The organism is Mesorhizobium sp. ZC-5 (genome assembly GCF_025753855.1).
Lineage (GTDB): Bacteria > Pseudomonadota > Alphaproteobacteria > Rhizobiales > Rhizobiaceae > Neomesorhizobium.
Genome location: NZ_JAOWPT010000002.1, coordinates 209,426 through 232,837, shown reverse-complemented (window position 1 = coordinate 232,837; position 23,412 = coordinate 209,426). Strand labels below are relative to the sequence as shown.

General features: G+C 63.0%; 23 protein-coding genes and 1 pseudogene. 6 read left to right on the top strand and 18 right to left on the bottom strand.

What is annotated here, in order from left to right:
* Nucleotides 1–56: 56 nt before the first annotated feature.
* The 4 genes from OHD58_RS04255 to OHD58_RS04240 form a co-directional block, all read right to left on the bottom strand.
* Nucleotides 57–2,648 carry a DNA translocase FtsK gene (locus tag OHD58_RS04255; protein WP_263801819.1) on the bottom strand — a complete coding sequence of 864 codons (2,592 nt, stop codon included), beginning with the start codon at nt 2,646–2,648 and terminating at the stop codon, nt 57–59.
* 296 nt (nt 2,649–2,944) lie between these two features.
* Nucleotides 2,945–4,327, bottom strand: coding sequence for an ammonium transporter (locus tag OHD58_RS04250; protein ID WP_263801818.1), 1,383 nt, complete (start codon nt 4,325–4,327; stop codon nt 2,945–2,947).
* 88 nt (nt 4,328–4,415) lie between these two features.
* Nucleotides 4,416–4,754: a P-II family nitrogen regulator gene (locus OHD58_RS04245; protein WP_263801817.1), complete on the bottom strand. Its 339-nt coding sequence runs from the start codon at nt 4,752–4,754 to the stop codon at nt 4,416–4,418.
* A gap of 218 nt (nt 4,755–4,972) precedes the next feature.
* Complete coding sequence (locus OHD58_RS04240) at nt 4,973–5,848, bottom strand: acyl-CoA thioesterase (protein WP_263801816.1); 876 nt, start codon at nt 5,846–5,848, stop codon at nt 4,973–4,975.
* Between the two features lie 90 nt (nt 5,849–5,938).
* On the opposite strand from OHD58_RS04240, the gene OHD58_RS04235 reads away from it, so the two are divergent.
* Together OHD58_RS04235 and OHD58_RS04230 are read left to right on the top strand one after the other, a co-directional pair.
* A complete protein-coding gene (locus OHD58_RS04235) occupies nt 5,939–7,201 on the top strand; it encodes a ubiquinone biosynthesis hydroxylase (RefSeq protein ID WP_263801815.1) in 1,263 nt (420 codons plus the stop codon).
* Between the two features lie 161 nt (nt 7,202–7,362).
* On the top strand, nt 7,363–8,292 hold the full coding sequence (locus OHD58_RS04230; RefSeq protein WP_263801814.1) for a nucleotide-binding protein: 930 nt from the start codon (nt 7,363–7,365) through the stop codon (nt 8,290–8,292).
* Nucleotides 8,293–8,348: 56 nt separating this feature from the next.
* On the opposite strand, the gene OHD58_RS04225 is transcribed toward OHD58_RS04230, so the two are convergent.
* On the bottom strand, nt 8,349–8,876 hold the full coding sequence (locus OHD58_RS04225; RefSeq protein ID WP_263801813.1) for a hypothetical protein: 528 nt from the start codon (nt 8,874–8,876) through the stop codon (nt 8,349–8,351).
* A gap of 199 nt (nt 8,877–9,075) precedes the next feature.
* Here OHD58_RS04225 and OHD58_RS04220 point away from each other — a divergent pair, with 199 nt between their 5' ends.
* Both OHD58_RS04220 and OHD58_RS04215 read left to right on the top strand, forming a co-directional pair.
* A complete protein-coding gene (locus OHD58_RS04220) occupies nt 9,076–9,501 on the top strand; it encodes an OsmC family protein (protein WP_263801812.1) in 426 nt (141 codons plus the stop codon).
* 174 nt (nt 9,502–9,675) lie between these two features.
* A complete protein-coding gene (locus OHD58_RS04215) occupies nt 9,676–10,797 on the top strand; it encodes a Leu/Phe/Val dehydrogenase (RefSeq protein ID WP_263801811.1) in 1,122 nt (373 codons plus the stop codon).
* 37 nt (nt 10,798–10,834) lie between these two features.
* On the opposite strand, the gene msrA is transcribed toward OHD58_RS04215, so the two are convergent.
* The 4 genes and pseudogenes from msrA to OHD58_RS04195 form a co-directional block, all read right to left on the bottom strand.
* The gene (gene msrA, locus OHD58_RS04210) at nt 10,835–11,449 is read right to left on the bottom strand and encodes a peptide-methionine (S)-S-oxide reductase MsrA (RefSeq protein ID WP_263801810.1); all 615 of its coding nucleotides are present in this window, start codon (nt 11,447–11,449) and stop codon (nt 10,835–10,837) included.
* Between the two features lie 88 nt (nt 11,450–11,537).
* Nucleotides 11,538–12,167, bottom strand: coding sequence for a YceH family protein (locus tag OHD58_RS04205; protein ID WP_263801809.1), 630 nt, complete (start codon nt 12,165–12,167; stop codon nt 11,538–11,540).
* Nucleotides 12,168–12,276: 109 nt separating this feature from the next.
* Nucleotides 12,277–12,735 carry a hypothetical protein gene (locus OHD58_RS04200; RefSeq protein ID WP_263801808.1) on the bottom strand — a complete coding sequence of 153 codons (459 nt, stop codon included), beginning with the start codon at nt 12,733–12,735 and terminating at the stop codon, nt 12,277–12,279.
* Between the two features lie 74 nt (nt 12,736–12,809).
* Nucleotides 12,810–13,010: pseudogene (locus OHD58_RS04195) on the bottom strand (succinate dehydrogenase iron-sulfur subunit); the annotation flags it as partial.
* A gap of 162 nt (nt 13,011–13,172) precedes the next feature.
* Here OHD58_RS04195 and OHD58_RS04190 point away from each other — a divergent pair.
* Nucleotides 13,173–14,036, top strand: a complete 864-nt coding sequence (locus OHD58_RS04190; RefSeq protein WP_263801807.1) for an FRG domain-containing protein — start codon at nt 13,173–13,175, stop codon at nt 14,034–14,036.
* A 31-nt stretch (nt 14,037–14,067) separates the two neighbouring features.
* Here OHD58_RS04190 and OHD58_RS04185 read toward each other — a convergent pair whose 3' ends face one another.
* The 6 genes from OHD58_RS04185 to OHD58_RS04160 all read right to left on the bottom strand — a co-directional run bounded on the left by OHD58_RS04185 (nt 14,068) and on the right by OHD58_RS04160 (nt 18,681).
* On the bottom strand, nt 14,068–14,847 hold the full coding sequence (locus OHD58_RS04185) for a succinate dehydrogenase iron-sulfur subunit (RefSeq protein ID WP_263801806.1): 780 nt from the start codon (nt 14,845–14,847) through the stop codon (nt 14,068–14,070).
* Between the two features lie 15 nt (nt 14,848–14,862).
* Nucleotides 14,863–16,698, bottom strand: coding sequence for a succinate dehydrogenase flavoprotein subunit (gene sdhA / locus OHD58_RS04180; protein ID WP_263802689.1), 1,836 nt, complete (start codon nt 16,696–16,698; stop codon nt 14,863–14,865).
* Nucleotides 16,695–17,090: a succinate dehydrogenase, hydrophobic membrane anchor protein gene (gene sdhD / locus OHD58_RS04175; RefSeq protein ID WP_263801805.1), complete on the bottom strand. Its 396-nt coding sequence runs from the start codon at nt 17,088–17,090 to the stop codon at nt 16,695–16,697. The genes sdhA and sdhD overlap by 4 nt, the downstream gene beginning before the upstream one ends.
* Nucleotides 17,091–17,092: 2 nt before the next feature.
* Complete coding sequence (gene sdhC / locus OHD58_RS04170) at nt 17,093–17,497, bottom strand: succinate dehydrogenase, cytochrome b556 subunit (RefSeq protein ID WP_263801804.1); 405 nt, start codon at nt 17,495–17,497, stop codon at nt 17,093–17,095.
* A 254-nt stretch (nt 17,498–17,751) separates the two neighbouring features.
* Nucleotides 17,752–18,081, bottom strand: coding sequence for a hypothetical protein (locus OHD58_RS04165; RefSeq protein ID WP_263801803.1), 330 nt, complete (start codon nt 18,079–18,081; stop codon nt 17,752–17,754).
* A gap of 138 nt (nt 18,082–18,219) precedes the next feature.
* A complete protein-coding gene (locus OHD58_RS04160; protein ID WP_263801802.1) occupies nt 18,220–18,681 on the bottom strand; it encodes a GNAT family N-acetyltransferase in 462 nt (153 codons plus the stop codon).
* A 134-nt stretch (nt 18,682–18,815) separates the two neighbouring features.
* On the opposite strand from OHD58_RS04160, the gene OHD58_RS04155 reads away from it, so the two are divergent.
* Complete coding sequence (locus OHD58_RS04155; protein WP_263801801.1) at nt 18,816–19,316, top strand: hypothetical protein; 501 nt, start codon at nt 18,816–18,818, stop codon at nt 19,314–19,316.
* Nucleotides 19,317–19,323: 7 nt separating this feature from the next.
* On the opposite strand, the gene OHD58_RS04150 is transcribed toward OHD58_RS04155, so the two are convergent.
* The 3 genes from OHD58_RS04150 to leuC all read right to left on the bottom strand — a co-directional run bounded on the left by OHD58_RS04150 (nt 19,324) and on the right by leuC (nt 23,347).
* Entirely contained in the window at nt 19,324–20,517 is a 1,194-nt protein-coding gene (locus OHD58_RS04150) for a sensor domain-containing diguanylate cyclase (protein WP_263801800.1), read from the bottom strand.
* Between the two features lie 91 nt (nt 20,518–20,608).
* Entirely contained in the window at nt 20,609–21,805 is a 1,197-nt protein-coding gene (locus OHD58_RS04145; protein WP_263801799.1) for a sensor domain-containing diguanylate cyclase, read from the bottom strand.
* 129 nt (nt 21,806–21,934) lie between these two features.
* Entirely contained in the window at nt 21,935–23,347 is a 1,413-nt protein-coding gene (gene leuC, locus OHD58_RS04140; RefSeq protein ID WP_263801798.1) for a 3-isopropylmalate dehydratase large subunit, read from the bottom strand.
* Nucleotides 23,348–23,412 lie beyond the last annotated feature (65 nt).

The window sequence follows — 23,412 nt, the reverse complement described above, 5'->3', positions numbered from 1 at the left end:
ATGTCTATCTAGTTGGGCTTAAGTTTGGCGCCGGCAAGGGGTTCCTGTGGCGCGGCTCAAAACTTGTCGTCCTCCGTCGGCACCAGGATCTCGCGCTTCCCGGCATGGTTGGCGGGGCCGACGACGCCTTCCTGCTCCATCCGCTCGATGATCGAGGCGGCCTTGTTGTAGCCGATGCCGAGCCGGCGCTGGATGTAGCTGGTCGAGGCCTTGCCGTCGCGCAGCACCACGGCAACCGCCTGGTCGTAGGGATCGTCGCTGTCCTCGAAATTGCCGCCGCCGCCGGAGCCGCGCCCGGCATCACCCTCGCCATCGTCGTCGCCGTCATCCTCGGTGATGGCGTCGAGATATTCGGGCACGCCCTGCAGCTTCAGGTGGGCGACGATCTTTTCGACCTCGTCGTCGGAGACGAAGGGGCCGTGGACACGCTGGATACGGCCGCCGCCGGCCATGTAGAGCATGTCGCCCATGCCGAGCAGCTGTTCGGCACCCTGCTCGCCAAGGATGGTGCGGCTATCGATCTTCGAGGTCACCTGGAACGAGATGCGGGTGGGGAAGTTGGCCTTGATGGTGCCGGTGATGACGTCGACCGACGGACGCTGCGTCGCCATGATGACATGGATGCCGGCGGCACGCGCCATCTGCGCCAGCCGCTGCACCGCGCCTTCGATATCCTTGCCGGCGACCATCATCAGGTCGGCCATCTCGTCGATGATGACGACGATGAACGGCATCGGCTCGAGATCAAGGTTTTCTGTCTCGTAGATCGCTTCGCCGGTCTGGCGGTCGAAGCCGGTCTGCACGGTGCGCGAGATCTGCTCGCCCTTGGCCTCGGCCTGCGCTACGCGCTGGTTGAAGCCTTCGATGTTGCGGACGCCGACCTTCGACATCTTGCGGTAGCGGTCTTCCATCTCGCGGACCGTCCACTTCAATGCCACCACGGCCTTCTTCGGGTCGGTGACGACCGGAGTGAGCAGATGCGGGATGCCGTCATAGACGGAGAGTTCGAGCATCTTGGGGTCGATCATGATGAGCCGGCACTGTTCTGGCGTCATCCGGTAGAGCAGCGACAGGATCATCGTGTTGATGGCGACCGACTTGCCGGAGCCGGTGGTGCCGGCGACCAGGACGTGCGGCATCTTGGCGATGTCGGCGATGACCGCCTCGCCGTTGATCGTCTTGCCGAGCGCCAGCGCCAGCTTGGCCTTGGTCGTCTCGAAGTCGCGGCTGGCAAGGATTTCGCGCAGATAGACGGTTTCGCGCTTGGCGTTGGGCAGTTCGATGCCGATGGCGTTGCGGCCGGGAACGACGGCGACGCGGCAGGCGATCGCGCTCATCGAGCGGGCGATGTCGTCGGCAAGGCCGATGACGCGGGACGATTTGATGCCGGGTGCCGGCTCGAGCTCGTAAAGAGTGACCACCGGACCCGGGCGGACATGGATGATCTCGCCCTTGACGCCGAAATCTTCCAGTACGCCTTCGAGCAGCCGGGCGTTCTGCTCCAGCGCGTCCTTCGACAGGCTGGCGTCGCGCACGACGTTCTTCGGCTCGGCGAGGAAATGCAGAGACGGCATCTCGAATTCGCCGCTGCCGATCAGCGACGTCTGGGCTTCGCGCTGGACGCGTGCACCGGGAACCGGTCGTGGCGCAGGGGCCGCGACACGCGCCGGGCCTGCGGAACCATTCTGGCTGGAGGCGGCGAGACGGCGAGCCATTTCGCTCACCGGCATGATGTCGTCGTCGAGATCCTCGTCGAATTCGTCGTCGTCGATCTGCAGCACCGGTTCGCGCACAGCGGGGCGCATGCCAAATTCCGGCTCGATGCGCGCATCGCTCGAACGGTCCGAGGATCCTATGCGACGCTCCCCGACCGGGAACTCGATGTCGTCGTCGACGTCATGCTCGACCGCACGGCGGCGGGCCGCCATCCTACGGCGTACGAAGCCGCGGGCGGAGAGCCACCAGTGGGTGATGGCGCCCAGCGCCAGGATGCCTTCGCTGTCCTCGTCGTCATCCTCCTCGGCAAGGCCGGCTTCCGGCTCCGGTTTGCGGCGCGGCGACGCCATTGGGGCAAAGCCGTTCTCTCGCGACAGCAGACCGGCGCCATAGGCGTAAAGCCAGAGCGCTGGCGCGGCGAGCAACGTCGCCAGAATGGTGGCGAGCATGCCGGCCGGATACTGACCCGTCACGGCGGCCGGGATATTCAGAACCATATCGCCGAATACGCCGCCGAGGCCGGTCGGCAGCGGCCAGGTCTCGGGCGGTGCGATGCAGCCGGCGATCGCCGCTCCGAGAAGGGCGCCGCCAATCCATGCAGCGGCACGCCGGGGCAGCTTGTCGATGTTGCGTGCGCTAAACAGGAGAACAGCCCAGATGACCGCCGGTACCAGGGCAGCCACGGAGGAAAGGCCGAAAAACTGCATGGCGAGGTCGGAAAAAACCGCGCCGGAGTAGCCCATCGCATTGGTGACGGGATTGGCAGTGGCGTGGCTGAAGCTCGGATCGGCGACGTTCCAGGTGCCGAGGCTGGCGAGACAGAACGCGACCGTCAGGAACAGGCCCGCGCCGACGGCACGCCAGATCTGGCGCCGCGCGAAGGCCTGCAGGCCGTGATCCGATTCATCGAGCGCGAACTGTGCAGAACGCATGCGTAACCCCGTCAGTCTTTTGCCTGCCTGATGCCTGAGCGCAGTTCGGCAGATTCGACGGCCAGACTATCGGGGGGAAGGTTAAGGCGGCATTAACCATGGCCGCCGGCGCGGCGATGTTTCATCGAAAATCGCGGCAACCGGAAGTGCGGGGTTGTCGCCGAACAGCACACATCGCGAAGCGCCCGATCCGATAAAAAAGAGCCCGGCCGAGGGCCGGGCTCAGGTTCGAGCGGCCGAAGCTGCTCGGACGGGATGAAATTGCGGGGTGCGGTTCGCGCACCCCGCCGATCGGGTTAGCTGTGGTAGGCCACTTCGCCGTGCGAGGTGACATCGAGGCCCTGGTTTTCGGCTTCGGGTGTCGGGCGCAGGCCCACCAGCATGTCGACGATCTTGTAGAGGATGACGGAACCGATGCCGCACCAGGCGATGGTGACGAGCACCGCCAGGATCTGGGTCCACACCTGGCCGCCCATGCTCACGCCCTCGGCATAGCCGATGCCGCCCAGCGAGGCGCTGGCGAAGATACCGGTGCCGATTGCACCGACGATGCCGCCGACGCCATGGATGCCGAACACGTCGAGGCTGTCGTCATAGCCGAGCTTCGGCTTCACCACCGCCACGAAGTAGTAGCAGACCGAGCTGGCGATCACGCCGAGCACGATGGCGCCGATCGGGCCGACAATGCCGGCAGCCGGAGTAACCGCGACCAGGCCGGCGACAACACCCGACGCCGCGCCGAGAAGCGAGGCGGTCTTGCGTGCGACTGCTTCGATCGCAACCCAGGCGATGATCGCGCCGGCGGTTGCGGTGAAGGTGTTGATCATCGCCAGCGCGGCGCCGCCGGTTGCTTCGAGGTTGGAGCCGGCGTTGAAGCCGAACCAGCCGACCCACAGGATGCCGGCGCCAGTCAATGTCAGCGGCAGCGAGTGCGGGGCCATGTTGTCGCGGCCGAGACCGGCGCGCTTGCCGATCATGATGCAGCCGACGAGGCCGGCAATGCCGGCGTTGATGTGGACGACCGTGCCGCCAGCGAAGTCAAGCGCGCCCCAGCCGAACAGCAGGCCGTTGGCATCCCAGACCATGTGGGCGATCGGGAAGTAGACGAACGTGACCCAGAGCGCCACGAAGATCACGACCGCCGAAAATTTCACCCGCTCAGCGAATGCGCCGACGATCAGCGCCGGCGTGATGCAGGCGAAGGTCATCTGGAAGCAGATGAACACGAATTCCGGGATGACGACGCCGTCGGAGAAGGTCGCCGCCGTGCTGTCGGGCGTTACGCCGGCAAGGAACAACTTGCCGAGGCCGCCCCAGTACGGGCTGGTGCCGCCGCCGAAAGCGAAGGAATAGCCCCAGAGCGTCCAGATGACGATGACGACAGCGGTGATGGCCGTGCACTGCATCAGCACGGAAAGGACGTTCTTGGCACGCACCAGGCCGCCATAAAACAGGGCGAGGCCGGGCAGGATCATGAACAGGACCAGGATGGTCGAGACCAGCATCCAGGCGGTGTCGCCCTTGTCGGGGACCGGCGCGGCTGCCGGGGTGGCAGCGGCGTCGGCCGCTGCAGGGGCGGCTTCCTGGGCGAAGGCGGCAACGGTGCCCAGCGCCCCCAGAACGAGTGTGCCCAAGAGGGCCTTGCGCGCCAACGGCGCCAGACTGCTAGGAATTTTCATTGAAATCTCTCCACAAAAATCTGATGGCGGCTCACACGGGTTCCGCATGATGCTTGTCCGAACAGGTTCGCAACCTTCGGGGTCATGCTCAGAGCGCGTCGGTGTCTGTTTCGCCGGTGCGGATGCGTACCGCCTGGTCGATGCCGAAAACGAAGATCTTGCCGTCGCCGATCTGTCCGGTCTTGGCGGCCGAGGTGATCGCGTCGACGGCCTTGTCCACCGTGTCGGCCGCCACCGCGACTTCGATCTTGATCTTGGGAAGGAAACTGACGGCATATTCGGCGCCGCGATAGATTTCCGTGTGCCCCTTCTGACGCCCGTAGCCTTTGACTTCGGTGACGGTCAGGCCCTGGATGCCGATCGCGGTCAGCGCTTCGCGGACCTCGTCCAGCTTGAACGGCTTGATGATTGCCATCACGATTTTCATAAGGTTTCACCCTCTGCTTTTGCGGATCCCCCGCGTTACATGGCATCGCCGGCGGATACGCAGCCGGAGAGTGCAAAGGGTTATTCAAGCTCCGTGCCAGTTCGAACGGCAGGGTCTTAACGCTTTGGAAACAAACGGAAACAGGGGTTGGCCGCGCGGGTTTCTTCGCACGTGCAGCAATCAGGTTGCTCAAAAACTAGGCAAAAATAGAGAAATGCCTAATCGGCAGGCTTCCCGCGCAGGCGAATGAGACCCTCTTGGGCTACGGATGCGATCAGGGTTCCGTCACGGGCAAACAACGTGCCGCGCGTAAAGCCACGCGAGCCTTGCGTCGAAGGGCTGTCCTGCGTGTAGAGAATCCAGTCGTCGAGCGGATGCCAGCGATGGAACCACATCGCGTGGTCGAGGCTCACCGCCTGGATGTCGCGGTCGAAGATGGCACGGCCATGGGCGAAGGTGGTGGTATCGAGCAGGGTCATGTCCGACAGGTAGGCGAGTACGGCGGCCTGGGTCGCCCTGTCAGCCGGAACCGGGCCGGTGGTCCTGATCCAGATGTTCTGCTTCGGCTCAAGCTTTTCACGGCTGGTGTAGTGCTCCAGCATGACCGGTTTCATCTCGATCGGCCGATCGCGCTCCCAGTAGCGCTTGATGCCGTCGGGTACCGTTTCGCCGAACTTGCCGAGCAGCTCGCGCTGCGACAGCAATGTGTCGGGCGCCGCCACGTCGCGCGGCATCGGCACCTGATGCTCGAGCCCGATCTCGTCCGTCTGGAACGACGCCTCGAGTGAAAAGATCGCCTGCCCGTGCTGGATCGCCACGACACGCCGCGTGGTGAAGGAACCGCCGTCGCGAATGCGGTCGACCTCGTAGATGATAGGCACTTTCGTATCGCCGGGCCGCATGAAATAGCCATGCAGCGAATGGACGTGGCGATCCGGTTCGACGGTGCGCTGCGCGGCGACTAGCGCCTGGGCGATGGTCTGCCCGCCAAAAACGCGCTGCCAGTCGACCTTTGGGCTGCGACCACGATACAGATTGTGTTCCAGCTTCTCGAGGTCGAGTATGTCGAGAAGCTCTTGCATGGCCGAGGACATTCTTTCGCGCCTTTCCAAAGGTACGGAAGCCGGGTTCCAACAGGAAGGCCGGGCGAAGTCAAGCAGGGCCGCAGCGTAAGGACAGGATCGATGGCGGAAGCAAAGACAGCACGTAAAAAAAGCGCCGACAACGAGGGCCCGCGCCTCGACGTGCTGGTGGCGGGCGCCGGTTATGTCGGGCTTGCCGCCGCCGTTTCCATCCGTGAAGCGCGGCCGAATCTCAAGGTCGCTGTCGTCGATGCCGCGCCGGAGGGTGTCTGGGAAAAGGACACACGCGCTTCGGCGATCGCCGCCGCCGCATGCCGGATGCTGGCCAGGCTCGGCTGCTGGGACGAGATCGCGCCGCACGCCCAGGCGATCACCGAGATGATCGTCACCGATTCGCGCACCACCGACCCGGTGCGCCCGGTCTTCCTGACCTTCGACGGCGAGGTCGCGCCCGGCGAGCCCTTCGCCCACATGGTCGCCAACAAGGTGCTGAACGGCGCCTTGCGCCGCCGCGCCGCCGATCTCGGCATCGACATCATCGAAGGCGTCGCGGTGCAGGGTTTTGAAACCGGCCCGGCGAATGTCTCGGTCCACCTCGCTGACGGCATCGTCGTCAATGCGCGACTCCTGGTGGCGGCGGACGGCGTCAACTCGAAACTGCGTGCCATGGCCGGCATCAAGACTGTCGACGTCGACTATGGCCAGTCCGGCATCGTCTGTACGATCCTGCATGAGCGGCCGCACAACGGCCGCGCGGAGGAGCATTTTCTGCCGGCCGGGCCGTTCGCCATATTGCCGCTGACCGGCGACCGCTCGTCGATCGTGTGGACCGAGCGCACCGACGACGCCAATCGCCTCGTCGCCTCCGACGACCTGGTGTTCGAGATGGAGCTGGAGCAGCGTTTCGGCCTGAAGCTCGGCGAACTCAGGGTCGAAGGCAAGCCGCGGGCCTGGCCGCTCGGCCTGAAGCTGGCGCGTGCTTTCGTGGCGCCACGCCTTGCGCTGGCGGGCGATGCCGCGCACGGCATCCACCCGATCGCTGGCCAGGGGCTGAACCTCGGCTTCAAGGATGTCGCCGCACTGGCCGAAACCGTCGTCGAGGCGGACCGACTCGGCCAGGATATCGGTGCGCTCGACGTGCTGCAGCGCTACGAGCGCTGGCGGCGTTTCGATACGGTGCAGATGGGCGTCACCACCGATATCCTGAACCGCATGTTCTCAAATGATTTCGGTCCACTGAGGGCGATCCGTGACATCGGGCTCGGGCTCGTCGACCGCATGCCGAGGATGAAGGAGTTCTTTATCCGCCAGGCCTCCGGGCTGTCGGGCGAAACGCCGCGCCTGCTGAAGGGCGAGCCGATCTAGGGGTTTGAACCGTGCAACGGTGATCGGACTGGTCCGTGACGGACGCAGGTGCCGGCTGGAGTTGACCGGAGTCCGGATCTGGTGAACTTATCCGCTTTCAGAATCGCGCCCTTTGCGCGAAGACCGCGGCTGGCGCTTCCGGACCCTGCAGGAGGGGACACATGTACAAACCTCGCATATTTCTCGGCTCGTCGGGAAAGCAGGAGAAACTGCTGCAGGCGCTGACGGATGGTCTTGAAGACATCGCGCACGTCGATCCCTGGACAACGTCCTTCAATCCCGGAACCACCACGCTGGAGCGACTCGTCGAACTCGCGCATGAGGTGGACTTCGCGGCATTCGTATTCGCCAGGGACGACTGGACGGCCGTGAACGTGGCCGCATCGCCTTCCCCCGACGCTGGCCAGGCGTCGCCGCGAGACAATGTCGTTTTCGAAGCGGGTCTTTTCGGCGGAGTTCTCGGCATGCGCCGCACCTTTATTCTTCACGCGAGCGGTTCAAAACTTCCGACCGATCTCCTTGGGCTCACCTCCATACGTTACGGCGAAGCGACGACCCAGGAAGAGATCGAAGCCGTCAACCAGAAGCTCCGCAAGGCGATGGAGAATGCGGGGCGCAAAGCTCACATCATCGGATCGTGGTGGCAGTTCTCCCTGACGGAACGTAGCGAGAAGGAGCCTTCCGCCGTCAGCCTTCTTCGGATCGCGCGGAACCGTGATGGCGCTCTCGAACTGAGTGGACGCTCATGGCAATCGGACGGCCGACTGTCGGCGCGGTACTGGAGCGAAGCGGTAAAGGAAAAGAAGGACCCGTCGGGCTTGTTCTACTATTGGAACGGAGAGCGGCCCCTGGATCCGAAGGCGCCGCAACTGTTCGGGACGGGAGAGATCAGGCTCGAGTCCGCCGACCGCGCGACCGGGTACTTCACGACTCGTGCCGACAACCAGCCCAAGGTGAAGGAGCGGACGGCCGGCATCTACGTACGCGCCGAGCCGGGTGACCTCACCACTCTCGACGGCCTCGACAATGCGCAACGCGCGAAGTTGATCGCGGATCGGCTGAGCAATTGGGAAGCGATCAAGAGCACTTGATTTCAAGCGACGGCGGCTGAACGTGCGGCGCGGCGATCTGGCGGAGATGTTTCCTGTCAGTTCGTTTCCAGCCCGAGCTTCTGGCGCAACCTGCGCATACGCGGCTCCAGCGTCGGAAGTCCGGGTCCGGCGGCCGCGGACGAACGGCGGATCATCGCCAAGAGGTCGTGCCGCTCCTCCTCGTTCAGCCTGTCGCGCAGGAACGGCCCGAGCTTATCGATGACGACGGCGGCATCGTCGATCTGGCCACTCGCCCATTTGGCGTAGGTAATCGCCTCGTCCAGTTTGCCGTCCTGAACGATCGGTTCGATTTCCTTGCGGAGCGCGGCTTCGCGTTCCGGCGTCAGCGGCACGTCGTCCGACAGCATTGCGGAAATCAGCGTTGCCGCCGCGACGACGGGATCGTCGACCGCGGTGAGTGGCGACATCTCGTTCTGGCGACGTATCCTCTTACGCCGGATATTGCCTCGCACGCGGCCGATGACGTCGGCCGCGTCGTTGGCGGCTTCGTTCATCATCTTCATGCGATACCACCAGATTCCGACGCCCCCAAGAATGGCGAGCGCGGCAAGAACAATATGCATGTCGGACATCCCTGCAACAGGGGCAGAAAATACGGGAAGTTCAGGCCGCCATCAACGCGCAAAGTTGGGGATCGGGCGTGTGCCGCAATATTTACGGGCGGAGCGTCTTTTCCGAAACTGTCATGGCTTGGCGGCCGGCGGGCGCTATAGTCATGGGTGGCCGCAAGGCGCTCGACATCGCCAACCAAGGAGAACGATCATGGACCGTCACGCAACTGCCGTCTGGAAAGGCAACTTGAAGGAGGGCGCCGGCACGCTCGACAGCCAGAGCGGCGCGCTGAAAGCGCTGCCCTATTCGTTCAAGGCGCGGTTCGAGGACGAGAGCGGCAAGTCGGGTACCAACCCGGAGGAACTGATCGCGGCCGCGCATGCCGGATGCTACGCGATGCAGCTTTCGCATTTCCTCGCCGAAAACGGCACACCGGCCGAAAAACTCGATGCCAAGGCTGTCGTCACGCTTGTGCCCGGCACCGGGATTACCGGCAGCGCGCTGACGCTGGCCGGCACGGTTCCCGGCATCGACGCGGCGAAATTCAAGGAACTGGCCGAGAAAGCCAAGGCGGAATGCCCGGTTTCGAAGGCGCTCGGCGCCATCAACGTGACACTCGACGCAAAGCTTGCCTAGGCGGACCGCGCACTGCGGGCTGGCGGTGATCGTCAGTCCGCAGGTCGCCTCGCATCTTTCCGAAAGCCTGAATCGATTTTAGCGCAATAGAGCACGCCAATACCGGCTCTCTTCGCAACCAAAAAACCCCGTTCTTCGTTACCCTGCCGCCAACCAGCCTAGCGGGAGGAAGCCATGCTGCAGATCACCGAGCCGCGTACCCTGAAGGTTCCGCACGGCGCGAGGACGCTTTCGCTCATCGACATCACCAACGAGGCCGTCGAACTCCAGGCTTTCGACAATCATGAACGGGTCTGGCTCGGACGCGACATCGAGCGCGGGCTGACCGCGATCGTCGCGATCCACAATACCGCGCTGGGCCCGGCATTGGGCGGCACCCGCATCTGGCCGCATGAGAGTCTCGAGGCGACGCTGACCGACGCGCTGCGGCTGTCGCGCGGCATGACCTACAAGGCCGCCGTCACCGGCGTTCCGTTCGGTGGCGGCAAGGCGGTGATCATGACGGATGCAAAGACCGGCAAGACGCGCGCGCTGCTCGACGCCTATGCCGACATGCTCAGTGCGCTGGAGGGCCAATTCTATACCGGCGAGGATGTCGGGCTGTCGCTGGCCGATGCCGACTTCCTGCGCTCGCGGGTGCCGAACGTCACCGGAACCACCGCCGGCGGCAGCGGCAATCCGGCGCCGGTGACCGCGCAAGGCGTGTTCCTGGGGTTGAAGGCGGCGCTGGCGCACAGGAAAGGCACAGAAAGGCTGGCCGGCATTCGCGTCGCGGTGCAGGGCCTGGGCTCGGTCGGCTGGGCGCTTTGCGGGCAACTTCACGCCGAGGGAGCGTTGCTGACCGTGGCCGATATCGACGATGCCAAGGTTGTCGAGGCGAAGGCCGAGTTTGGCGCAAGCGCAGTGGCGGCGGACGCGATCCTCGCCGCCGAGGCGGACGTCTTCGCACCTTGCGCGATGGGCAGCGTGCTGACGGAGGAAACGATCCCGGCGCTGAAGGCAGGGATCGTTGCCGGCTCGGCCAACAACCAGCTTGCAACGCACGCGGATGCGCGGCTTTTGATGCAGCGCGGCGTGCTCTACGCGCCGGACTACGTGATCAATGCGGGCGGGCTGATCAATGTCGCGGCCGAACTGGCCCCCGGCGGCTACGACCGCGTCGCCGCCCTTGCGAAGGTGGCGGAGATACCGGAAACGCTGACAGCGATCTTTCGCCGCGCCGAGGCTGAAAACCGGCCGACCAACGATGTCGCCGCCGCACTTGCGATGGAGCGGATCAGGAAAGCAGGACGCTGAACGCGAATTGGGCCGCATCAAGCGGCCTGCTCGGGGTTCAATGGCTGGCGATGCCCTTGTGGGCAGCGGCACCCCACACTTCATCGATGCGCGCATCGCGGCCGCAGCCGGAGCGGTAGTATTTATAGCGTAGCGGATTTTTCCGGTAATAATCCTGGTGGTAGTCCTCGGCCGGCCAGAATGCCGGCGCGGCTGCGATTTCCGTGATGATCGGCTTGCCGAGCTCGGCTTCGGCCTGCTTCTTCGACTTTTCCGCCGCTGCAAGGTCTTCGGCGCCGACCGCGTAGATCGCCGTGGTGTAGCTGTGGCCGCGGTCGCAGAACTGGCCGTCGCCGTCTGTCGGATCGACCGAATGCCAGAACACATCGAGCAGGGTGGCGTAATTCACTTTGGTCGAATCATACTCGATCCGCACCGCCTCGCGGTGATTGGCCGCGGTGTGATTATAGTAGGTCGGGTTTTCCGTGGTGCCGCCGATATAGCCGGACGTGGTCGAGGTGACGCCGGCAACGCCGTCGAAATCGGATTCGACACACCAGAAGCAGCCACCGGCAAAGATCGCCGTCTTTGTCTCGGCGAGCGCATGTCCGGCCTGCAACGGCAGACCAGCGGCGAAGGCAAGAAGCAGGATAGAGAAAGCTTTGCGCGACATCGGCGTGTCCTCCCGTTCGTTAGACGTACAGAAGATGCGGAAGGTTTCAAATCAAGCTGTTACACGGGTGCGTGATTTACGGGTGCGTTCATGCTTCCTGGTCGCCGAGTTGCGCCCGCAGCCGCGCCATCTGCTCTTCCAGGACCTTCACGCGCGCTTCGAGTTCGGACAGAAGGTTTGGGGGCCTGGCCGGCGCGGCGGCGACCGGCGTAGCCTGAACCTCGCCGCTCAACAAATGCGCGAAACGGTCTTCGCGCTGGCCAGGCGCACGGCCGATCTCCTTGACCAGCGGCGGACGCCGGCCGACCAGCATGTCGAGTTCGGTGCGCACCGCGTCGGCCGAACCGAAATTGGCCATGCGGTCGGTGCGGGTCTGCAGTTCGTTGAGCGTCTGCGGCCCGCGCAACAGCAGCATGGCGAGCAGCGCGCTCTGTGGCGTGGTCAGGCTGAATTTGCGTGACGCCATCTGCTCGTAACGATCGACGCGCGATGCCATCATCCGCCGCGCCAGTCCCTTTTCCTCCAGTGACTTCAGCGTGCGGTTGATGTCGACCGGCTCCAGCGACATCACCGGCTCACGCGAGGTTTTCTGATTGGCAGCCGACTGCAGCGCATTGAGCGTCAGCGGATACACATCCGGCGTCAAAAGCTGCTTTTCCATGAGGCAACCAAGCACGCGGATTTCGATGGCATTGAGGTGAACCAGATTCTCGGACATTGCCATGCTCCTTTTGCCCATAGATACGCAGGCAACCGTCCGCGCGCTAGTGCGCCGGGCGAATGCTTCAAACCTCCCCAGAATTGGGTATCCGGATGCGGGAGCGGCATCAGGACGTGTCGGGCTGCATGACCGGTTCGAGACGTCCCGGAATACAATCGAGCAGCGACCGCAAGGTGCTCATCGTTTGCCGGAGAGCCCGCAGCGGGTTCGCTCCCGCTCGATGCCCGGTAATCAGGGCATCCGCGGCAAGCATCAGAGCGACAAGGCTTTCCAGCGTCAGCGCGAGTGCGCGAAAGCGCCGGGCAAGGCGCATTGCATCGTCGGCGCTGCCGTCAGTCCAGTCCGCGACAAGCAACTCAGGCACAGGTGCGGCAACGTGCTGCGCGTTACGGATCACCATTTCTCGCGCCAAGGATTCGGCGGGTCGCAGAAATAGAAGCACGAGGTGGCGAATGGCCGGAGAACGACCGGCAGCCTGCTCGGCCAGATTGGCAAGAGAATAAAGCATCGCCACGATGCGCCTCAGCATCGCCTCCTTCGCCTCCATCTCTACTGACCAATCCATCGCACCCTCCGATCAACGTCTGGAGGTATTATGCGGCGGCCGGCCGGGAGGTGGATAAATTTTTTTGCGGAGTTTTAGACCCGCCGCTCCACCATCATCTTCTTGATCTCGGCGATCGCCTTGGCGGGGTTGAGACCCTTGGGGCAGGTCTGCGTGCAGTTCATGATGGTGTGGCAGCGGTAGAGCCGGAACGGGTCTTCCAGATTGTCGAGCCGGTCGCCGGTCGCCTCGTCGCGGGAATCGATCAGCCAGCGATAGGCCGTCAGGCACGATGCTAGCTTTTATCTGAATTGCAAATTTTGCTCAACAGAGCTCACTGCCTGACGTCGGTTTGGCGGGCCCGGACTTTACCTAGCCAGTTGCTAACGCCATTTTGTTCGATAGTCTCCGCCTCACCCGCTCTTGAAACAGAAACAAGTTATCGAGGGAGCCTCTTCTTGAGTGTTACAGAATACACCGCAACCAGTTTCGAGGACGCTATTCGCGAACTATACGTTGACGACTGGGACCCCGAGCTATCGCGGTATCGCTCGCCCTACGCATTCCGCGGAATGGTAGATGCGAACTGGGATATGCGAACATCGCTTGTACGGCTAGGCGGGGCTTACAAGACGATAGAGAAGCACCTGCTTCGCAACTTTAAGAAGTACGCACATCGCGATGTGGTGGAACGAGAGTCGTTTTGGCACTGGCTTACGGTCGCCCAACACCACGGTTTGCCGACGCGCCTATTAGACTGGACGTATTCGCCGCTCGTTGCGTTACATTTTGCGACCGATGACCTTGAAAGGATGACCGACGATGGCGTCGTTTGGTCTGCGAAAATTCCGGAAGTTCACTCAAAGTTGCCAAGAAATCTGGGTGCAGAACTGAGAAAGGAGGGCTCCTACGTTTTTACGGTGGACATGTTAGCGCGTCTTGGTTCTACAGATTTCGATGTATTTGGAGTTTCCACCAAAGACCTAAGGAGAGCTGGCCCATTGCCGCCAAGCAGGATCACTACGTTGGATGATTTTGACAGGATGAAAAAATCGCCGTTTGCATTATTCTTTGAGCCACCATCGATAGATGATCGGATCGTCAATCAGTTCGCATTGTTCTCGGTCATCTCTGATGCCGACATGCCCATGAATAAATGGTTAAATGAGAACTCTAGCAAAAGTAAGAAGACCGTTATACCTGCAAAGATTAAGTGGGAGATAAGAGATAAACTCGACCAAGCCAACATAACTGAACGTATAATATACCCCGGACTCGGTGGACTGGCACTGTGGCTTAAGCGGCATTATAGCCCCAGCTAAGACCTAAGCAAAATATCAGTTGACCTATACGTCAAACCCGCCTCTCCACCATCATCTTCTTGATCTCGGCGATCGCCTTGGCGGGGTTGAGGCCTTTGGGGCAGGTCTGCGTGCAGTTCATGATGGTGTGGCAGCGGTAGAGCCGGAACGGGTCTTCCAGATTGTCGAGACGATCGCCGGTCGCCTCGTCGCGGGAATCGATCAGCCAGCGATAGGCCTGCAAAAGCACGGCCGGGCCGAGATATTTCTCGCCATTCCACCAGTAGCTCGGGCACGAGGTCTGGCAGCAGAAGCACAGGATGCATTCGTAAAGCCCGTCGAGCTTCTGGCGATCCTCGTGGCTCTGCAGCCACTCCTTGGCCGGTTCCGGCGACACCGTCTTCAGGTAGGGGTCGATCGAGGTGAGCTGCGCATAGGGCACGGTGAGATCGGGCACCAGGTCCTTGACCACCGGCATGTGCGGCAGCGGGTAGACCTTCACCGCGCCGGAAATGTCGTCCATGCCCTTGGTGCAGGCGAGCGTGTTGGCGCCGTCGATGTTCATGGCGCAGGAGCCGCAGATACCCTCGCGGCAGGAGCGGCGCAAGGTCAGCGTCGGGTCGACCTTGTTCTTGATCCACAACAGCGCGTCGAGCACCATCGGCCCGCAATCGTCCATGTCGACGAAATAGGTGTCGACGCGTGGATTCTCGTCGTCGTCTGGCGACCAGCGGTAGATCCTGTACTCGCGCAGATTGGTGGCGCCTTCCGGCTTCGGCCAGGTCTTGCCCTGCTGGACTTTCGAGTTCTTGGGAAGGGTGAGTTCGACCATCTAACCTGCCTCTGCTCAATACACCCGCGCCTTGGGCGCGATCTTTGCCAGGCTGATGCCGCCGTCCGCTTCCTTGACCAGCGGATCGGTGTGCACCGGACGGTAGGAGAGCTTCACCTTGCCGTCGGGCGACAAATGCGAGAGCGTATGAACCCGCCAGTTGACGTCGTCGCGGGAGGAGAAGTCTTCGCGGGCGTGCGCGCCGCGGCTCTCCTGTCGCGCCACCGCGCCGTAGACCGTGGTGATGGCGTTGGCCATCAGGTTTTCCAGTTCCAGCGTTTCGACCAGATCGGAATTCCAGATCATCGAACGGTCGTAAACCTTGATGTCCTTCAGCTCGCCCCAGATTTCGGAAATGCGCTTGCAGCCGTTTTCCAGCGATTCATGGGTGCGGAACACGGCGGCGTCTTCCTGCATCGCCCGTTGCATCTTTTCGCGCAGAACAGCGGTCGGCGTGCCGCCGTCGGCGAAGCGAAGCCGGTCGAAGCGGTCCATGATCTTGTCGACCGCCTGTTCGTTGACTGCCGGGATCGGCGCTTCGCGGTCGATCACCTCGCCGGCGCGGATCGCGGCAGCACGGCCGAACACGACAAGATCGATCAGTGAGTTGGAGCCGAGCCGGTTGGCGCCGTGCACCGAGGCGCAGCCGGCTTCGCCGACAGCCATCAGGCCGGGCTGCACCGCGTCGGGGTTTTTCTTCGTCGGGTTGAGCACCTCGCCCCAATAATTGGTCGGGATGCCGCCCATGTTGTAATGCACCGTCGGCAGCACCGGGATCGGCTCCTTGGTGACGTCGACGCCGGCGAAGATTTTCGCCGATTCCGAGATGCCGGGCAGCCGTTCGTGCAGCACCGCCGGATCGAGGTGGTCGAGGTGCAGGAAGATGTGGTCCTTGTTCTTGCCGACGCCGCGGCCCTCGCGGATCTCCATCGTCATGCAGCGCGAGACGACGTCGCGCGAGGCCAGATCCTTGGCCGACGGCGCGTAGCGCTCCATGAAGCGCTCACCTTCGGAATTGACGAGATAGCCGCCTTCGCCACGCGCGCCCTCGGTAATCAGGCAGCCTGCGCCATAGATGCCGGTGGGATGGAACTGCACGAATTCCATGTCCTGAAGCGGTAGACCCGCCCGCGCGGCCATGCCGCCGCCATCGCCGGTGCAGGTGTGCGCCGAGGTGGCGGAGAAATAGGCGCGGCCATAACCGCCGGTCGCCAGCACCACCATCTTGGCGGCGAAGCGATGGATGGTGCCGTCGTCGAGATTCCAGGCGACGACACCGGTGCAGACGCCGTCGGTCATGATCAGGTCGAGCGCGAAATATTCGACGAAGAACTGCGCGTTGTGCTTCAGTGACTGGCCGTAAAGCGTGTGCAGGATGGCGTGGCCGGTGCGGTCGGCGGCAGCACAGGTACGCTGCACCGGCGGACCGTCGCCGTAGTTCATCATGTGGCCGCCGAACGGCCGCTGGTAGATCTTGCCCTCTTCCGTGCGCGAGAAGGGCACGCCGTAGTGCTCCAGTTCGTAGACGGCGGCCGGCGCCTCGCGCACCATGTATTCCATGGCGTCGACGTCGCCGAGCCAGTCCGACCCCTTGACGGTGTCGTACATGTGCCATTGCCAACTGTCCGGCCCCATGTTCTGCAACGAGGCCGCGATGCCGCCCTGGGCGGCGACGGTATGCGAGCGGGTCGGGAAAACCTTGGTGATGCAGGCGGTCCTGAGGCCCTGTTCGGCCATGCCGAGCGTCGCGCGCAGGCCGGCGCCGCCGGCGCCCACCACCACCACGTCGAATTTGTGATCGACATAGGTATAGGCCTTGCCGTCCTTCTGCTTTGCGTCAGCCACGCTCAGCTCCCGAATGCCAGTTTGAGAAGTGCAAAGACAGCCGCCACGCCCACCGCGACGGGGAAGAACGTGTTCAGCATGATGAGCGCGAGTTTCATGCCTTCGCCATGGATATAGTCCTCGATGATGACCTGCATGCCGAGCCGCATGTGGTAGAGCCCCGAAAGCAGTACAAGGATCATCACCAGGGCGACGAGCGGGTTGGAAAGCACGGCCCGCACCTCCGCATAGCCGGCCCCGTTCAGCGAGATGAGCAGGCCGACGAAGAACAGCATCAGCGGGACGTTGGCGACGGCCGTCAGCCGCTGGCGCCAAAAGTGCTGGGTGCCTTCGCGGGCGGAGCCGAGGCCGCGCACCCTGTTAAGCGGGGTGCGCATGTCGTTCTTGCCACCGCTCATCGTCATGCCCCCCGCGCCATGTAGCCGGCGACCCAGATCAAAACGGTCAGCACGACCGAGCCGGCGAGCGTGGCCCAGGCAATCCTCGAAGCCGTGTGCTTTTCCAGTCCGGAGCCGGTGTCCCAGACGAAGTGGCGGATGCCGCCCAGCATGTGGTGCATCAGCGCCCATGTGTAGCCGAACAGCACAAGCCGGCCGAACCAGGAGCCGTAAATCCAGTTGACGAAGTCGAAATATTCCTGGGAGATCGCCGCCGCGATCAGCCACCAGGCGACCAGCAGGGTGCCGAAATAGAGCGCGCCGCCGGTGATCCGATGCAGGATCGACATGGTCATGGTGACCGGCCATTTGTAGGCCGTCAGATGTGGCGAAAGCGGTCTTGCTCGGGTGGCTGTGGTTTTGCTCATGGCTCCCCCAGTTCGATGTCCTGGATCATCCGAACGCGGCATCGCCGGCTCGAATTGCGACCTCGGACAGACCGGGTTCTAATGCTCTTTTTGCACTGCGTCAAAGCCGGAAAACCGTTTCCGGGAACCTATTTAGTGTTGGCTGGAGGCTTCAATCGATTTTAGTCCGCACCGCCTGGATCAAGCGCAGAATCAAGCGGTTGGCTCAGGCGCGACCAGCGTGCTGTACCGTTCGAAACAGGGAATCAGCGCTTTCAGCGCCGGCAGGTGAGAGGCTCGTTGCCGCTTTTCATCAACAGCGCCTCGTTGCCCTCCAGTACCAGCGCGTAGGGCGCTTCGCCGAAGCGGGACTGCTGCGTCGGCGGCGCGGCGGGAAGATCGACGCTGGTGCCGTCCGGTTCGGTCAGGTGGACCGAGCTGCGGAAATTCTCCACCGTCAGCGAGCCACCCTCGCCGCAATTGTAGGTGGCAAGGCGCGGCTGGGCGGTGCTGGAGCCGGCGGTGACGTTCGCAGACGTCGCCTTGTCGGCTGGGACGCACGATGCCGCGAGGAATGCTGGAGCGCAAAGAAGCAATGTACGCAACAGCCGATTCGTTTTCTTCGGCTTACTGACCATGGCGCGCAACCTAGCCGCAACCCTGCGGAGAGATCAATGGCCGATCGTCGGCGACCTGAAGCATGTCTTCATTCCGAAACCGAGAACACTTTCGGGCGACATGCATCAGTCGAAGCGGATGACGAAGCTCGTCCAGTCGGCGGGTGCCGCGATTTGTTCATAGAGCTTGCGGCCATCTTCCGGCTGGCGTGGCGCATTGAGCATCAGTTTGGACCAGCCGCGTTCCTCGGCCTGGTCTGCCAATACGTCGACAAGCGCCTTGGCGATGCCCTGGGCACGGAAATCGTGATGCACGTAGATGTGGTCGCAGGCGCCGCAGCGCATGCCCGATACCGGCTCCGGCATATCGGTGAAGATGACGAAGCCGACAAGCCTGCCGTCCACCCGAGCGCCGAGGATTTCGGCGGTGCGGTCCTGCAGAAGCGTCTCGGCGTAGAACTTGTCCGGACGCCGCGGCGCGCCGCGCTTCAGCGCCTGCGCGTAGGCAGCCAGCAAGGGCGCGAATTCCAGAGCGTCCTTCAGCCGGAGCTGGCTTATGTCGATCGTGTGATTGTCGGTGCTGGTCATCCCCTTATCCATGTGGGCATTAACCATCTCTGTCAATTGGACCGGCCGGACAGGCGCCAAGCTCTTAACAAAGGTTAAGAAAAGGTTAATTTAGCGTTCGAGGAGGCGATGTTTCGCTTCAAAGGAGGACGCAGATGCGTTTCCATACCAGTGGCCGGCTGCCGGTCGTCTTTGCTGCCGCCCTCATAGCGGGGGCTTCCGTCGTAAGCCTTCCGGACGGGGCTTTCGCCGGCAATCGCCTGCATGACCACGTCTACGCCGATTCCTTCGGCAACCTGATCGTCCAGAGCCCGTATGGCTACAAGCGCATCATCGTCGGCGAAGGGAACCTTGCAAGAGAGCTGCAGAACTATACGAGCGGCGGCGGACAGGAGGGTTCGTATGAGGAGCCCCTGTACGAACAGCAAGGCTACGACGGCAGCGAATCGGACGAGCCTTATGTCGAGCCGCGATATCAACGGCGCAGCTATTATTATGGCGGCGAACCGGGGCGGGCCTATGCCGCAACACGGTACGAGCGGCAACGCGACTATGTCGACAATTGCTATCGCCCGCCGGTCCTGTGGAAAGGCCGCAGCTACATGTACGGACTGCCGGACGGCGTCATTCCGGTGTCGCCGGGACGTTGCCAGTAGCGCTGAGTCAGCGAATGGTGGTGATGGACAGCCAGGATTGGCCATTCCTCAGTGACACACGCACGCGGTCGCGGCCGCTCTTCTTGGCGTCGTAAAGTGCGGTGTCGGCGCGGCGCATCAGGTCGGTAAGGCGTTCGCCGGGTGCAAGCTCGGCAACGCCGAAACTTGCGGTGAAACGTTTGTCCTGCGGCAAGCCCACCACCGGCAATCCTCCGAAAGCGCTGCGCGCTCCCTCGGCAAACAGGCGCGCGGCGACGATGTTGGTCCCCGGCAGAATGATGGCGAATTCCTCGCCGCCGATGCGCCCGGCCACATGGTGCGAGGTCACGGCAGAGCGCAGGAACTGCGCGAAGGTGACGATCACCGCGTCGCCGGACGCATGGCCGAAATCGTCGTTGATGGATTTGAACTGGTCGAGATCGCAGATCACCAGCGACAGCGGCACGCCCTGCCGTTCGGCATCACGCACGGCGCGGTCGGCGCGCTCCTCGAAGCCGCGGCGGTTCAGCAGGCCGGACAGCGTGTCGGTTTCCGATTTCTGCGTCGCGTCCGTCAGCACGTCGCGCACCAGGATCACCATCAGGAGCAAAGCGGTCGCCATTGCGAACACCGTCGCCATCGATTGCGAGAACAGTGCGTAGTTGCTGCTTATGTAATCCTGCGGTCTGGCGCCCCAGCCGCCAAAGGCATAGGCGAGAAATGGCTTGCTGAGGAACTGCAGGGCGCTGAGGCTGAAAAGGATCATCAACGCACGATCGAGCCGGTCTCGCGCCGCTGCATTCCAGACCAGCCCGACGCTGATCACCATCATGAGGAAGAACGGCGCCTGGTAGAGCGTCATGCGGGTAAAGGAATAACGCGGCAGGTCCTGGATCGCGTAGTTCACCACCAGCGACGCCACGAAAACGGCGCCCATCAATCGCCAGGGCACCGCTACATGATACTTGCGGGCAACACCGACATTGAGAGCGACCATCCCGGCCAACAGGCAGGCGACAGCGGCGACAACGGCCAGCCGCGCATTGCCGAGCGCAGGAATCACTGCCTCAATGGCGAAAAAGCCCATGCCGACCGCATAGCCGAGCGCCAGCCAGCGCGCCGCGACGCGGCTGCGGTCGTAGACGGCGATCATCATGAATGCCGCCGAAAGCAACCCCGCTACAAAGAGGTTGATTGCAAGGATAAATCCGGCTCCGCTCATTTCGGCTCGACATCCAACTGTTATTCACAGAACCACAGGTGGCCAAAAAAGGCGTTAACAACTGCCTCTGATATCCCCGAAAAATCTGAGGTCAAGCGGCGTTGAACATATCAGCCAAAGTGGCCGGCTCCGGACGCTGGTAGGAAAGGCGCACGCTGTCGCGCCCACTCCGCTTGGCTTTGTAAAGCGCGTCGTCGGCGCGGCGCATCAGGGGCGCTATTCCCTCGCCACCCGTTCGCACGGCAATGCCGAAGCTCGCCGTTACGACGGCGTCTCGAGGCAGGCCCGGCATGCGGCTGGCGGCGAAGGAGGTGCGGACGCCTTCGGCGAAGAGCTGCGCGACTGCGAGATCGGCTGCGGGCAGCAACACCGCGAATTCCTCGCCGCCAAGCCGGCCGGCAATGGCACGCCCGCCCGATGCTGCGCGCAGCGTGGCGGCAAAATGGGCGATAACCAAGTCACCACCCTCGTGCCCGTAACGGTCGTTGACTGTTTTGAAGTGGTCGAGATCGGCGAGCACCAGGGCAAGCGGCAAGGATTTGCCGGTTTTGGTGGCAAGCAGGTGTTCGACCTGTTCCTCGAAACCGCGGCGGTTGAGGAGTTTCGACAACGGGTCGGTTCGCGATTCCGCCCTGAGCGCCTTGACCACGTCGAGCGCCGCCGCCGTGAACAGGCAAAGCGCGATGAGCAGCGCCAGCAGCGCGTGCGACAAAAGCGCCGTGGTCCAATAGACGGACTGGTAGAAGCCGTCATACGACGTGAACGGCCCGTGCAGCTTGACCGCGACAAGCGTGCGGACGATGAAATTCAGTCCGGCCAGCACGGACAAGACGAACAGGATCGCCTCCGTAGGACCGTTGCGGCGGACCTCCCGCAATTCCGCCGCCACGACAAGACTGATGGTTCCGAAGGCGAAGTTGATGACGTAGATGCGCCACGTCAGGTCTGGCTGAACGAAGAGAAACCAGCTGAACGCCGCGAAGCCGGCCAGCCCGAGCGCACAGATCACGACGATCGTCGCCTGCCGGCCGTAGCGGGTCACCACAGCGGCCGCAAGCAGGCAGGCGGCAACCGTGAACGCTGCACTGGAGAGCAATTTCGTCGGGGCAAAACCGATCGGCAGTGTGAAATACTGAAGCAGAAAACCCACTGCCGAGCAGGTATAGGCAAGGGCCAGAGCGACCAGATAGGACCGATGCCGCTGGTAGAGCCAAAGCGTCAGGAACGCGGAGCTCAAAGCCAACGCGATCGCCGGATTGAGCAGCGCTATGAATAGGCCCGTGTCCAAACTGCTCTCACCCCCTCCGTCAGGGAAGAAGGTAGACTGCAAGCCCAAACAACGCGTTAAGCCCGGCGCGGATTCTGCCCGACCAGCCTGGATGCCCGGCTGGAGCTCCCAGCCGGGTTCAGATTGCGGTCAGTGCCACTCGCGAATGTCGACGAAGTGGCCGGCGATCGCCGCCGCTGCCGCCATCGCCGGCGACACCAAATGGGTGCGGCCCTTATAGCCCTGTCGGCCCTCGAAATTGCGGTTCGAGGTCGATGCGCAGCGCTCGTGCGGCTTCAGCCGATCGTCATTCATGGCAAGGCACATCGAGCAGCCGGGCTCGCGCCAGTCGAAACCGGCGGCGATGAAGATCTTGTCGAGGCCTTCGGCTTCCGCCTGTTCCTTGACGAGGCCGGAGCCCGGCACGATCATCGCATTGACGCGCGGATTGACCGACTTGCCCTCGACCACCTTGGCGGCCTCGCGCAAATCCTCGATGCGGCCGTTGGTGCAGGAACCGATGAAGACGCGGTCGAGTTCGATATCGACAATCTTCGTACCGGCCGTGAGCCCCATGTAGTCGAGCGCGCGCTGCTTCGAGGTTCGCTTGGTCTCGTCGGCAATTGCTGCCGGGTCAGGAACGATGCCGAGCACGGACACGACGTCTTCCGGGGACGAACCCCAGGACACGATGGGCGGCAGATTGGCGGCGTCGAGCACGACGACCTTGTCGAAATGCGCGCCTTCGTCGGTCTGCAGCGTCTTCCAGTATTCAAGCGCCATGTCCCAGGCCTTACCTTGCGGCGCGCGGGGCTTGTCCTTGACGTAGGCGAACGTCGTCTCGTCGGGCGCGATCAGGCCGGCGCGGGCGCCGCCTTCGATCGACATGTTGCAGATCGTCATGCGGCCTTCCATCGACAAAGCGCGGATCGCCTCGCCGGCATATTCGATGACGTAGCCGGTGCCGCCCGCGGTGCCGATCTCGCCGATGATGGCGAGGATGATATCCTTGGCGGTGACGCCTTCCGGCAGCTTGCCGTCGACACGCACCAGCATGTTCTTGGCCTTGCGCTGGATCAGCGTCTGGGTGGCGAGCACATGCTCGACCTCGGAGGTGCCGATGCCGTGCGCCAGTGCGCCGAAGGCGCCATGCGTCGAGGTGTGGCTGTCGCCGCAGACGATGGTCATTCCCGGAAGCGTGAAGCCCTGCTCCGGACCGATGATGTGAACGATGCCCTGGCGGATATCGTTCTCGGAATAGTATTCGACGCCGAAATCGGCCGCGTTCTTTGCCAGCGCCGCGATCTGGATGCGGCTTTCCTCGTTCTTGTTGATGCCGAGCTTGCGGTCGGCCGAGGTCGGCACGTTGTGGTCGACCACGGCGAGCGTTTTTTCGGGGTGCCGGACCTTGCGGCCGGCCATGCGCAGGCCTTCGAAAGCCTGCGGGCTGGTGACTTCGTGGACGAGGTGGCGGTCGATCCACAAAAGGCAGGTGCCGTCGTCCTGGCGGTCGACCAGATGGTCGTCGAATATCTTGTCGTAGAGGGTGCGCGGTGCGCTCATGTGCGTAAATCCGTCGATATGAACATGGGAAGAACAGGCAGGGGCGCCGGAAGCCCGTCGGCTCG